This is a genomic window from Raoultella sp., assembly GCF_039594335.1.
In the GTDB taxonomy this organism is placed as follows: Bacteria; Pseudomonadota; Gammaproteobacteria; order Enterobacterales; family Enterobacteriaceae; genus Klebsiella.
Genome location: NZ_JBCNNS010000120.1, coordinates 1 through 11,589 on the forward strand (window position 1 = coordinate 1; position 11,589 = coordinate 11,589).

12 protein-coding genes and 1 other RNA gene are annotated in these 11,589 nt (G+C 52.6%); 5 read left to right on the forward strand and 8 right to left on the reverse strand.

Annotation, left to right across the window (positions count from 1 at the left end):
* Positions 1 to 644, forward strand: a 644-nt coding sequence (umuC, locus tag ACZAHD_RS17695; protein WP_462457943.1) for a translesion error-prone DNA polymerase V subunit UmuC, incomplete at its 5' end; no start/stop codon positions are given.
* A 183-nt stretch (positions 645 to 827) separates the two neighbouring features.
* Here umuC and ACZAHD_RS17700 read toward each other — a convergent pair.
* The 3 genes from ACZAHD_RS17700 to smpB form a co-directional block, all read right to left on the reverse strand.
* Positions 828 to 1,661, reverse strand: coding sequence for a hypothetical protein (locus ACZAHD_RS17700; protein WP_040165658.1), 834 nt, complete (start codon positions 1,659 to 1,661; stop codon positions 828 to 830).
* Positions 1,662 to 1,829: 168 nt separating this feature from the next.
* Positions 1,830 to 2,194: a transfer-messenger RNA gene (gene ssrA, locus ACZAHD_RS17705) on the reverse strand.
* A 147-nt stretch (positions 2,195 to 2,341) separates the two neighbouring features.
* Positions 2,342 to 2,824: an SsrA-binding protein SmpB gene (gene smpB / locus ACZAHD_RS17710; RefSeq protein ID WP_004866580.1), complete on the reverse strand. Its 483-nt coding sequence runs from the start codon at positions 2,822 to 2,824 to the stop codon at positions 2,342 to 2,344.
* A gap of 152 nt (positions 2,825 to 2,976) precedes the next feature.
* Here smpB and ACZAHD_RS17715 point away from each other — a divergent pair, with 152 nt between their 5' ends.
* Both ACZAHD_RS17715 and ACZAHD_RS17720 read left to right on the forward strand, forming a co-directional pair.
* A complete protein-coding gene (locus tag ACZAHD_RS17715) occupies positions 2,977 to 3,414 on the forward strand; it encodes a type II toxin-antitoxin system RatA family toxin (protein ID WP_004866577.1) in 438 nt (145 codons plus the stop codon).
* Positions 3,404 to 3,694 (forward strand): RnfH family protein, encoded by a 291-nt coding sequence (locus ACZAHD_RS17720; RefSeq protein ID WP_462457944.1) that lies wholly within the window; start codon positions 3,404 to 3,406, stop codon positions 3,692 to 3,694. Before ACZAHD_RS17715 ends, ACZAHD_RS17720 begins: the two co-directional genes overlap by 11 nt.
* Before the next feature lie 68 nt (positions 3,695 to 3,762).
* Here the strand turns inward: ACZAHD_RS17720 and bamE are convergent, their stop codons facing one another.
* The 3 genes from bamE to nadK all read right to left on the reverse strand — a co-directional run bounded on the left by bamE (position 3,763) and on the right by nadK (position 6,878).
* Positions 3,763 to 4,104 carry an outer membrane protein assembly factor BamE gene (gene bamE / locus ACZAHD_RS17725; RefSeq protein ID WP_462457945.1) on the reverse strand — a complete coding sequence of 114 codons (342 nt, stop codon included), beginning with the start codon at positions 4,102 to 4,104 and terminating at the stop codon, positions 3,763 to 3,765.
* A gap of 147 nt (positions 4,105 to 4,251) precedes the next feature.
* Entirely contained in the window at positions 4,252 to 5,913 is a 1,662-nt protein-coding gene (recN, locus tag ACZAHD_RS17730; protein WP_462457946.1) for a DNA repair protein RecN, read from the reverse strand.
* Positions 5,914 to 5,999: 86 nt separating this feature from the next.
* A complete protein-coding gene (gene nadK, locus ACZAHD_RS17735; RefSeq protein ID WP_462457947.1) occupies positions 6,000 to 6,878 on the reverse strand; it encodes an NAD(+) kinase in 879 nt (292 codons plus the stop codon).
* A gap of 123 nt (positions 6,879 to 7,001) precedes the next feature.
* On the opposite strand from nadK, the gene grpE reads away from it, so the two are divergent.
* Positions 7,002 to 7,592, forward strand: coding sequence for a nucleotide exchange factor GrpE (grpE, locus tag ACZAHD_RS17740; protein ID WP_462457948.1), 591 nt, complete (start codon positions 7,002 to 7,004; stop codon positions 7,590 to 7,592).
* A 117-nt stretch (positions 7,593 to 7,709) separates the two neighbouring features.
* Here grpE and ACZAHD_RS17745 read toward each other — a convergent pair whose 3' ends face one another.
* The gene (locus ACZAHD_RS17745; RefSeq protein WP_462457951.1) at positions 7,710 to 8,996 is read right to left on the reverse strand and encodes an HlyC/CorC family transporter; all 1,287 of its coding nucleotides are present in this window, start codon (positions 8,994 to 8,996) and stop codon (positions 7,710 to 7,712) included.
* A 118-nt stretch (positions 8,997 to 9,114) separates the two neighbouring features.
* Positions 9,115 to 9,906, reverse strand: a complete 792-nt coding sequence (locus tag ACZAHD_RS17750) for a cytochrome C assembly family protein (protein WP_462457949.1) — start codon at positions 9,904 to 9,906, stop codon at positions 9,115 to 9,117.
* A 166-nt stretch (positions 9,907 to 10,072) separates the two neighbouring features.
* Between ACZAHD_RS17750 and ffh the strand changes: the two genes are divergently transcribed.
* Positions 10,073 to 11,437: a signal recognition particle protein gene (ffh, locus tag ACZAHD_RS17755; RefSeq protein WP_462457950.1), complete on the forward strand. Its 1,365-nt coding sequence runs from the start codon at positions 10,073 to 10,075 to the stop codon at positions 11,435 to 11,437.
* Positions 11,438 to 11,589 lie beyond the last annotated feature (152 nt).

An 11,589-nucleotide genomic window follows, 5' to 3' on the forward strand; every position in this document is an offset into this window, starting at 1 on the left:
CCGATATCCGTTTTATCCGGAAGCATTTTAATGTTGTTCTGGAGCGAACCGTGCGGGAGCTACGCGGAGAGCCATGTCTCGGTCTGGAGGAGTTCGCGCCGGTGAAACAGGAAATAGTTTGCAGCCGCTCGTTTGGTGGACGTATCACTGAATACCATGAGATGAGGCAGGCGATCTGCAGCTACGCCTCACGTGCAGCGGAGAAACTCCGTGGCGAGCATCAGTATTGTCGGTTCATCTCAGCGTTCGTTAAAACCAGCCCCTTTGCGCTTAACGAGCCATACTACGGGAACAGCGCATCGGTAAAGCTGCTTACGCCAACCCAGGACAGCAGGGACATAATCACCGCGGCGACAAAATGCCTCGATGGTATCTGGAAAGATGGACACCGGTATCAAAAAGCAGGCGTGATGCTCGGCGACTTCTATAGTCAGGGCGTGGCCCAGCTAAACCTGTTTGACGATAATGCACCACGGCAAAATAGCGAAAAACTGATGGAGGTCCTGGATCATCTTAATGCGAAAAATGGGAGAGGAGCCCTGTACTTTGCCGGCCAGGGTATCCAGACCGCCTGGCAGATGAAACGAGAAATGTTATCCCCGCGGTACACAACGAGATACAGTGATTTGCTTAGGGTCAGGTGATCCGCTCTATCAGCTCAGGCCCTTGGTTTAGAAGTTATTATTGATGGGTTTTCTCCCCCGTTTCTCCCCATTGATTCCCCGCACAAAAAGAAGGCATAAAAAAACCAGCCTTAAAAGGCTGGTTTCTCTGGGATTTTTGGTCGGCAGGAGAGGATTTGAACCTCCGACCCCCGACACCCCATGCTAGTGTTGGAACTTTGAATAGAGATCCAAGCTTTTGCTAATAACCCCAATTAAGATGCCAATTGCTACCAAGCCGGACATAACTGGGTGCTCTTTTAATCGATTAAACAGCCAGTAAGGATGAAAGCTTCTGGGTTTATACCATACCGAGTTAGTTTTCAATGTGCGGTCATGCATGCGTTCAGCAATGTTACAAAGAATGTCTACTTTCCTAAGGGTAGACATTTCAAGTTCTCTATATTTTCCATTGATATAAGCTTCTGCTTCTTCTTGTCCGGTCATAACATCTTTGTCTGCGATGTGGTTCTTTTCTACAAGCGCTAGTAATCTGCCGCTTCGTCCATTTTTTGCGGCGTGAGCTATATAGTTACGCCCATAAATCGAAACGGCAGCCCTTGCTAAATCTAGCTTTCTATCATCGCTAAGGATGAATGGGATTCCAGTTAACACTTCAAAGCGGTGTTGCAAGGCCTGGAAACCATAGTTGTTGTCACGCATATTCCAATGCATAAACGTACAGGTTGCGTATCTTGATAGGAAATCGAAGTAATTTTTAAGTAGATGATGTTCCAAAGTATCTAAGTTAGCAGGATCTGAAACGTTCAGTTTTAACAACTCAGCAGAGCGGTTCAGAGCCCAATGATGAGTTTGTGCGCTTCCTAAATTTCGTATAGCGATTGAAGTTATTCGGGTGGATTGCCCGCCCTGAAGATTGTAGAAGGATTCACATGAATAATGGATCACGTAGCATTGCAAAGCATTGGAAAAGCATTTTTCAATGGCGGCTATGGTTTCTTGACGATCATTAATTATTTGTTTGATGGATGATGACATCAGTGATCCTCATACAAAAAAACCCGCATAAGCGGGTTTTCATATCACTCCGGAGCCGCGGCTCCTTTGCGTATCCTTTTTTGTCCCCTCACCGTCTGGTCGGTGTACTGCTGAGACTGCTAACTTCCTGTTATTGCTAGTGATGTCCTATCACTGTCCAATCATGATTGGTGGAGCTGGCGGGAGTTGAACCCGCGTCCGAAATTCCTACATCCTCGGCACTACATGCTTAGTCCAGTCTTTACATTCGCTGGCCAGCTGCGGACGGACACGCTACTGACAAACTAGCCTGATTAGTTTTAACGCTTCAACCCCAGGCAGGGCTTCCACGCGATCTCTTTTGGGTTTGACCTCTCTTTATTCCCCGTCTTAAGAGCGGAAGCTAGGGAGAGAGGGCTCTTAGCAGGTTATTAAGCTGCTAAAGCGTAGTTTTCGTCGTTTGCGACTATTTTTTTGCGGCTTTTTACGAGGCCAACCGCCCCTCGGCATGCACCTTGGGTTTCGCGAATCCCGTCGAATCCAGAATCAGCCCCAATGTGTTAAGGCAAGTATAACAGATTTGTGAATGGAATTACCAGCATTCGTTCGCATGATTGTGGGGATCGGTTGGGTGAAAAAGCAGCATCAACAATGATATAGCGTATAAAGGCCAGCTGAACTGGCCCTTAAAAAGAGGGAGATTAGCGGCCGGCGTGTTTCATAATGCGGGCTTTATCCAGCGCCCACTCGCGATCTTTGAGATCGGTACGCTTGTCGTGCTGTTTCTTACCTTTGGCGACACCAATTTTCACTTTGCACCAGGCGTTCTTCCAGTACAGCGACAGGGCCACGACAGTGTAGCCTTCACGGTTGATGCGCCCGTACAGGGCATCCAACTCGCGCTGATTAAGCAGCAGCTTGCGGGTACGCGTCGGGTCGCAGACGTAGTGGGTCGATGCCACGGCCATCGGCGTAAAGTTGGCGCCGAAGAGATAGGCTTCGCCATCTTTCAGGATCACATAGCTGTCGCTGATGTTGGCTTTGCCGGCGCGCAGAGATTTGACTTCCCACCCTTGTAGGGCAAGACCAGCCTCGTATTCATCTTCGATAAAGTATTCATGGCGGGCGCGTTTATTCAGCGCAATGGTGGCTGATCCAGGTTTGTGGGCTTTTTTCTTGGTCATAATGTCCTGAAGTCATTGCTAAACGGGAACACAGTACCTCAATCCATCCTGCGAGGTGTAATGCGCTATCTTAGCACGAGTTGCGGCACAGCGTTTTTTTTAGCGGCAGATAAATGATATTATTTGCCGCGTGTATAAATGTGGAACTTGCTATGCCTCAGATTAGCCGTACTGCACTGGTGCCTTTCAGTGTGGAACAGATGTATCAACTCGTAAATGACGTGAAGTCTTATCCTGATTTTTTGCCTGGCTGCACCGGGAGCCGTGTGCTGGAGTCTGGGCCGACGCAAATGATGGCGGCGGTTGATGTATCCAAAGCAGGCATCAGTAAGACCTTTACGACACGCAATACCCTTACCAGTAACCAGAGCATTTTAATGAGTCTGGTCGATGGTCCGTTCAAAAAGCTAATTGGCGGCTGGAAGTTTATCCCGCTGAGCTCGGATGCCTGCAAAATTGAGTTTCATCTCGATTTTGAATTCACTAACATGCTGATTGAGATGGCATTTGGTCGCATCTTTAAAGAGCTGGCGTTAAATATGGTGCAGGCTTTCACGGCCAGAGCCAAAGAGGTTTATCGTGTCGGCTAACATCGTGGTGGAAGTTGCTTATGCCCTGCCGGAGAAGCAGTACCTGCAAAGCGTAAAGCTTGAAGAGGGCGCAACGGTCGAACAGGCGATTATTGCCAGCGGCCTGATGGCGCTGCGCAGCGATATCGATCTGGCGAAAAACAAGGTCGGAATATACAGTCGCCCGGTTAAATTACATGATGTGGTGCATGATGGCGATCGGGTGGAAATCTACCGCCCGCTGATTGCCGATCCGAAGGAGCTGCGTCGTCAGCGCGCGGAGAAACACGCCGGGAAATAGCGGTGAAAGCGATAAAAAAAGCGCTCAGTGAGCGCTTTTTGTCTTTCTGCAGCAAGGTGTTTACTACATTACTCGTTGGTCAGAGCCGGTTTGTTATCAATGTTGGTTAGCACGCCGCCGCTGTTAAAGGTCAGCGTTAGCGTCTGCTGGGTGATTTTTTCATGCCCAGGCTGCTGACGGAAAACATAGAACCAGGTGTTGGTACCAAATGGATCCGACATCATCGGGGTACCCAGTGCATAAGCAACCTGCTGTTGCGTCATGCCGACACGAATTTTTGCTACATCAGTAGGTGCCAGATAGTTACCCTGGTTGATATCAGGACGGTAAACCACTCGTTCCAGAGTGGAACAGCCTGCGGTCAACATGAGAAGAACCGCTGCGGCAGCAGTCAGCGTTTTACAGCGCATAGTGATTTTATTCCTTTTCGGGCCCGAGCAGTACGTGGCTCATCTGTAATATGCCGATAATAATAGACCTTTGCCCAGTTGGAAACCTTCGACTGCAGGTCTTACGGCAATTTGCTGTTCACTATGACTCTGCGAAAATCAAAAAGTTTACGCTGCGAGCAACTCTTTCGCGTTTGCCAGCGTGTTACGGGTGACTTCGCTACCGCCCAGCAGACGGGCCAGTTCCTGCAGACGTGCCCGTTTGTCGAGTGGGTACATATGGGTTTCCGTCATCTCGCCGTCGGTCTCTTTGCAGACAAAGAAATGCTGATGGCCGCAGCCGGCAACCTGCGGCAGGTGAGTGACGCACATGACCTGAGTCGATTCGCCCAGTTGACGTAGCAGTTTGCCCACGACTGCCGCCGTCGGGCCGCTGATGCCGACATCCACCTCATCGAAAATCAGGGCCGGCGTTTCCATCTTCCGCGCAGTAATGACCTGAATGGCCAGCGCAATACGCGACAGCTCGCCACCGGAGGCGACTTTAGCAATGGGCTGAAGCGGCTGTCCCGGGTTTGTCGTGACGCGAAACTCGATACGGTCGGCCCCTTGGGCGGTGAGGTGGCGCTCATCAAAGGCCACCTCGATAGCAAATACGCCATGAGGCATGGAAAGTGAGCGCATACTCTCAGTGATTAACTGCGCCAGCTCTTCCGCGCTGCTTTGACGCAGAGCGTGCAGTTGCCGAGCGCTCTCCAGCGCCAACTGATGGTGTTCTACCACGGTCTGGCTAAGGGATTCCAGCGAGCCCGCGCTGTCGTCCAGCAGACGCTGCTCTTCCAGCAGATCCTGATAAAATACGGGGAGCTCTTCCGGGGTAATCTGATGCTTACGCGCCAGAGCTATCTGACGAGAGATGCGCTGCTCCAGCTCGAACAGACGATTCGGGTCGAGATCCAGGCGATCGCTATAATGCCGCAGTTCGTCGCTGGCTTCACTGAGCTGAATCGCCGCCTCTTCAAGCATATCCAGCACGCCCGAGAGCTTGCTGTCCATACCGACCAGCTCGGTCACCAACTGCCTGGCGGTGTAGAGCTGGCTCTGTAGGTTGGCTTCTTCACCGTCTGCGAGCACCGTCAGTGCGTGCTGGCAGGTGGTCAGCAGTTGGCCGCTGTTGGCCAGACGTTTGTACTCTTCATCGATTTGTTCAAACTCACCCGGCTGCGGATTGAACTCATTTAACTCTTTCAACTGATATTGCAGCAGGTCGGCGCGGGCTGCGCGTTCCTGGCTCTGCTGCTGATGCTGAGCCAGCTCGCGGCAGCTTTGATGCCACTGACGGTAGTGTTCAGCCATACGCTGAGTGAGCGCATACTCACCGGTGTAGCCATCGAGCAGTGTTTTTGGATGTTCAGGGCGGGTCAGCAACTGGTGCGCATGCTGGCCGTGAATCTGGATAAGCAGCTGGCCGAGCTCACGAAGCTGAGAGAGCGGGACGGCGGTGCCGTTAATAAAACCACGGGAGCGGCCATCGGTACTGATGACGCGGCGAAGTAAACACTCACGTCCGCTTTCCAGCTGGTTTTCTTCCAGCCAGCGCTGCGCCGCCGGAGTATCTTTTAAAGCGAAGCGGGCGCACAGGTCTGCGCGGCTGGCGCCTCTTCGCACCATGTCTGCTTCGGCTCTTCCGCCGAGGCACAGCCCCAGCGCATCAATGGCAATAGATTTCCCGGCACCGGTTTCCCCGGTGATCGCGGTCATTCCGCTGTGAAAATCGATTTCCAGTTCACGAACGATAGCAAAGTTACTGATGGTGAGTTGCGCCAGCATAGCTGCCTTCCTGTATGAAAAAACATTACTGTGTTTTCGTACAGTATAGACTGGTTTTTTATCCAGTAAAGAGGCAGCCGCTAAAATCAGAACAATTTCTTCGACCAACCAAGTTTAGCGCTCAATGTATTGAAATAGCTGTAATCTTTTGGGTGGATAAGATTCAGGTGATAATCGCAGCGGTGGATAAGGACATCTTCGCCATCCTGAATCGGCAACGCTATCTGGCTGTCGCAACTGATCTCCAGGTCGCTGCAGCGCTGGGAAAAACGCAGGCGAATGGTGCTGTCGCCGTTAATCACCAACGGACGCGCCGAGAGGGTATGCGGGAACATCGGGACCAGGGTAATAGCATCTAATGAGGGTGTCAGAATGGGGCCGCCGGCGGATAATGAATAGGCGGTGGAACCCGTTGGTGTGGAGATAATCAGGCCGTCTGAACGCTGAGAGAAGGCAAACACCTCATCGATATACACTTCGAACTCAATCATGTGCGCGACTTTGCCCGGGTGCAGGACCACTTCATTAATCGCGGTACTGATGCGCTTCTGGCAATCTTGCTGGCAGACCTGGGCTTCCAGTAAAAAACGTTTTTCCGAAATGTAGTGGCCTTCCAGTACGTCGGCGAGCTGCTGTAGGGCGTTATCCGGGTCAAGATCGGTCAGAAAACCGAGGTTGCCGCGGTTAATGCCGATGACGTTGATATCGTAACGCGCCAGCGTTCGCGCTGCGCCGAGCATATTGCCGTCGCCGCCCACCACAACCGCCAGATCCGCCTGTTGGCCAATTTCCGCCAGCGTGCCCGTTTTGACATTGCTAAGCTGGAGCTCATGGGCAATCTGTTGTTCGACCAGAACGTCGTAGCCTTTGCCAGAGAGCCAGCGCCAGAGCATTTCATGTGTGGTCAGCGCGGTTGGGTGACGAGGGTGTCCCACAATGCCTATACACTTGAAATGGTTCTTCATGTTGTGGATGTCCTTGCGTTAAATGAATGATGACAATCTGACAGCTTCCCTTGAAACCCGGAAACGGATCCCCATAATAAGCGAAGTTAGCGAGATGAATGCGAAAAAAACGCGGAGAAATTCATGAGTAGTAAAGAACAGAAAACGCCTGACGGGCAAGCCCCGGAAGAAATTATCACGGAACAGCACGAGGACGTTGAGGCGGTTGAGCCTGGAGTTTCTGCTGAGCAGGTGGATCCGCGCGATGAAAAAATTGCGAATCTGGAAGCACAGCTGGCTGAAGCTCAGACTCGTGAACGCGATGGTATCCTGCGCATAAAAGCGGAAATGGAAAACCTGCGTCGTCGTACCGAGCTGGATGTGGAAAAAGCGCACAAATTTGCCCTCGAAAAGTTCGTTAACGAACTGCTGCCGGTTATTGACAGCCTGGATCGTGCGCTGGAAGTGGCCGATAAAGCCAATCCGGACATGGCTTCCATGGTTGAGGGTATCGAGCTGACGCTGAAGTCGATGCTGGATGTCGTACGCAAATTCGGCGTGGAAGTGATTGCCGATACCAACGTGCCGCTGGATCCGAACGTGCACCAGGCCATCGCCATGGTTGAGTCTGACGATGTGGCGGCTGGCAACGTGTTGGCCGTGATGCAAAAGGGCTATACCCTGAACGGTCGTACCATTCGCGCGGCGATGGTGACTGTGGCGAAAGCGAAGTAACCCGCCTCCAACGGCCGCCGGAAGGTGGCCGTTTTTATTTGCTTTCTGCTGCCCGAGAAATCGCGGGCAAAAAAACGGCGAACCCAAGGTCCACCGTCTTTGCGTCTGGCCTGTCAATTACTCGGCGGCGCTTTCACGGAGGGGCTTCACCGGGTTGACCTTCACCTGCTTAATCATGTTGTCCTGGACGTCGAGAATATCGATATCATACTGCTCGATACGCACTCGCGTGCCGGGAACCGGGATCTCTTCCAGCGCCTCCAGAATAATCCCGTTAACCGTTCGGGCTTCATCTTCCGGCAAATGCCAGTTAAACGCTTTATTGATTTCACGCACGTTGGCGCTGCCATCGATAATGACGGTTCCGTCAGTTAATGGCGTGACTTCTTCAGCCAGTGTCGGCGACATCGAGGTGGTGAAATCACCGACAATCTCTTCGAGAATGTCCTCTACCGTCACCAGTCCCTGGATATCGCCGTACTCATCGACCACCAGGCCGACTTTCTTCTTATTACGCTGGAACTTCACCAGTTGCGTACTGAGCGGCGTCCCTTCCGGCACGAAGTAAATTTCATCGGCGGCGCGCAGCATCACCTCTTTAGTGAACTCTTTTTTCTCGGTCATCAGGCGATAGGCTTCACGTACGCGTAGCATACTGATGGCGTCGTCCAGCGAGCCGCGATACAGCACGATGCGTCCGTGAGGAGAGTGGGTCAACTGGCGAACGATAGATTTCCAGTCGTCGTTAATATCAATACCGATGATTTCATTGCGCGGGACCATGATGTCATCGACGCTGACCTTTTCGAGATCCAACACCGACAGCAGCATGTCCTGGTTACGGCGGGAGATTTGGGTCCGCGACTCGTTCACGATGGTGCGCAGCTCATCTTTGCTCAGCGCGCCACTGACGATAATATCGGTTTTGATACCCATCATGCGCATCAGGAGGCGAGTAATGGTGTTCAGCAGCCAGACCAGCGGCATCATCAGTACCTGCAGCGGCGCCAGTAAGAAACTGCTCGGATAGGCGACCTTTTCCGGATACAGCGCCGCGATGGTTTTAGGCAGGACCTCGGCAAAAACCAGGACCACGAAGGTCAGCACGCCGGTGGCAATAGCCACCCCGGCATCGCCATACAGACGCATGCCGACAATCGTGCCCAGCGCGGAGGCGAGGATGTTGACGAGGTTATTGCCGATCAGCACCAGACTGATTAAACGGTCAGGCTTACGCAGCAGTTTTTCTACGCGTCTTGCCTGGCGGTTGCCTTGCTTCGCCATATGCCGTAACCGATAGCGGTTCAGGGTCATCATCCCGGTTTCAGAGCCGGAGAAATAGGCAGAGATAATCACCATGATAATCAGCGTCACGATCAGCGTGGTGGTAGATATGTGTTCCAGGGGGACTCCTTAACGCCTGGTCCGGTAGGCTATTTTATGAGCCTGCTGGCGCTGAGCGCAGCCAGTCTTCAGGCTTTCTGCAATAATGACACCTACCGGAACAGGTTGGCGTTCGGGGTTAACTAATAAACTGTTGCAGCACGCGGCTGCCAAAGTAAGCCAGCGTCAGCAGGCCTGCGCCAGCGACGTTAAACCAGACCACCCGACGACCGCGCCATCCTTCATGATAGTGGCCCCACAACAGAACGATATAGACGAACCACGCGACGATCGACAGCACGGCTTTATCGATATTTTCCGTGCTAAACAGGTTATGCATATAAAACAAACCGGTGCACAACGTCAGCGTCAGTAGGACCACGCCAACCTGCGTAATATGAAACATTTTACGCTCAATACTCATCAACGGCGGCATTTCATGGCTGAAGGCCAGCTTTTTGTTCTTCAACTGATAATCGATCCATGCCAGTTGAAGCGCATACAGCGCGGCAATAATCAGCGTCGCGTAAGAGAAGAGTGACAGGCCGATGTGCACCAGCATTCCTGGCGTGGTTTCCAGATGGGTGATGTATTCATTCGGCACGAAAGTGGCGAAAGCCAGGTTAATCAAGGCAAATGCGTAGACGATAGGCAGCAGCAGCCAGCCGCGGTTACGCGATGCGACGATAGTCATCACGCTACAGATCATCAGACTGACCAGCGAACCGACGTTTAATAAACTGAGATTCTGTCCACTCTCGCCGCCGGGGAAAATACGTGACTCTAGCGCAAAAGCATGACAAATCAACGCAATAGTTGCGGAAAGAATCGCCATCCGCCGCCAACTGCTGTTTTTTTGCAACAGGCCGGGGATGATCAGCGCAAGGCTGATGGAGTAGGCGACAAGCGCGAGCAGGGCAAAAACAGGCATATGGGTGTCGACTGTTGACTAAATAAGAAAGAGAAGCAGTATAGCGTCACGCGACGTCTGCTCCAACCGTTGCATCACATCGCGCTGCATGTCGTGTTATACTGCGCCAAATCCGTGTTTTCGTGTCGCTGCTGCGACCGACAGTTTCCACCTCAGGCGAGAGACAATGTTTGATAATTTAACCGATCGTTTGTCGCGTTCGCTGCGCAACATTAGCGGCCGCGGACGCCTTACCGAAGACAATATTAAAGACACCCTGCGTGAAGTCCGCATGGCGCTGCTGGAGGCGGACGTCGCGCTGCCTGTCGTTCGTGACTTTATCAGCCGCGTCAAAGAGCGCGCGGTGGGTCATGAAGTGAACAAAAGCCTGACTCCGGGTCAGGAGTTTGTCAAAATCGTACGTAACGAGCTGGTTGCGGCGATGGGCGAAGAGAACCAGGCGCTGGATTTAGCCGCTCAGCCGCCGGCGGTCGTGCTGATGGCGGGTCTGCAGGGGGCGGGTAAAACGACCAGCGTCGCTAAGCTAGGTAAATTCCTGCGTGAGAAGCACAAGAAGAAAGTGCTGGTGGTCTCCGCGGACGTTTATCGTCCAGCGGCCATTAAACAGCTGGAAACGCTGGCTGAGCAGGTTAACGTTGATTTTTTCCCGTCCGATGTGGGCCAGAAGCCGCTCGAGATTGTTAACGCCGCGCTGAAAGAAGCGAAGCTGAAGTTCTACGATGTGCTGCTGGTGGATACCGCCGGTCGTCTGCACGTTGATGAAGCGATGATGGACGAAATCAAACAAGTCCACGCTTCTCTTAACCCGGTAGAAACGCTGTTCGTCGTTGATGCGATGACCGGTCAGGATGCCGCGAATACCGCCAAAGCGTTTAACGAAGCGCTGCCGTTGACCGGCGTGGTGCTGACCAAAGTCGATGGCGACGCCCGCGGCGGTGCCGCACTGTCGATTCGTCACATCACCGGTAAACCGATTAAGTTCCTTGGTGTCGGTGAAAAGACCGAGGCGCTGGAGCCATTCCACCCCGATCGTATTGCTTCCCGTATTCTCGGCATGGGCGACGTGCTGTCGCTGATCGAAGATATTGAGAGCAAGGTTGACCGCGCACAGGCCGAGAAACTGGCCTCTAAGCTGAAGAAAGGCGATGGTTTCGACCTTACCGACTTTCTTGAGCAACTGCGCCAGATGAAAAACATGGGCGGTATGGCCAGCCTGATGGGCAAGCTGCCAGGTATGGGGCAGATCCCCGACAACGTGAAATCGCAGATGGATGACAAAGTGCTGGTGCGGATGGAAGCGATCATCAACTCGATGACCCTGAAAGAGCGCGCTAAGCCGGAAATCATTAAAGGGTCACGTAAGCGTCGTATTGCCGCCGGCTGTGGAATGCAGGTGCAGGACGTGAACCGTCTGCTCAAACAGTTTGATGATATGCAGCGCATGATGAAGAAGATGAAGTCGAAAGGCGGCATGATGAAGATGATGCGTGGGATGAAAGGGATGATGCCGCCAGGATTCCCTGGCCGCTAATACGCGTCATAATTCACGCCGCAGATGCGTTGGCTGCATTCGCTCACCCCGGTCACGTACTTGTGTACGCTCCCGGGGATTTGCTCACTTGCCGCCTGCCTGCAACTCGAATTATTTAGCGTATTGTAGTTTTGAATTGATTTTTGCACAGA

Coding starts and splice junctions, on each gene's coding strand:
- ACZAHD_RS17700 (WP_040165658.1), bottom strand. CDS start 1,661: ATGTCATCATCCATCAAACAAATAATTAATGATCGTCAAGAAACCATA.
- smpB (WP_004866580.1), bottom strand. CDS start 2,824: ATGACCAAGAAAAAAGCCCACAAACCTGGATCAGCCACCATTGCGCTG.
- ACZAHD_RS17715 (WP_004866577.1), top strand. CDS start 2,977: ATGCCTCAGATTAGCCGTACTGCACTGGTGCCTTTCAGTGTGGAACAG.
- bamE (WP_462457945.1), bottom strand. CDS start 4,104: ATGCGCTGTAAAACGCTGACTGCTGCCGCAGCGGTTCTTCTCATGTTG.
- recN (WP_462457946.1), bottom strand. CDS start 5,913: ATGCTGGCGCAACTCACCATCAGTAACTTTGCTATCGTTCGTGAACTG.
- nadK (WP_462457947.1), bottom strand. CDS start 6,878: ATGAAGAACCATTTCAAGTGTATAGGCATTGTGGGACACCCTCGTCAC.
- grpE (WP_462457948.1), top strand. CDS start 7,002: ATGAGTAGTAAAGAACAGAAAACGCCTGACGGGCAAGCCCCGGAAGAA.
- ACZAHD_RS17750 (WP_462457949.1), bottom strand. CDS start 9,906: ATGCCTGTTTTTGCCCTGCTCGCGCTTGTCGCCTACTCCATCAGCCTT.
- ffh (WP_462457950.1), top strand. CDS start 10,073: ATGTTTGATAATTTAACCGATCGTTTGTCGCGTTCGCTGCGCAACATT.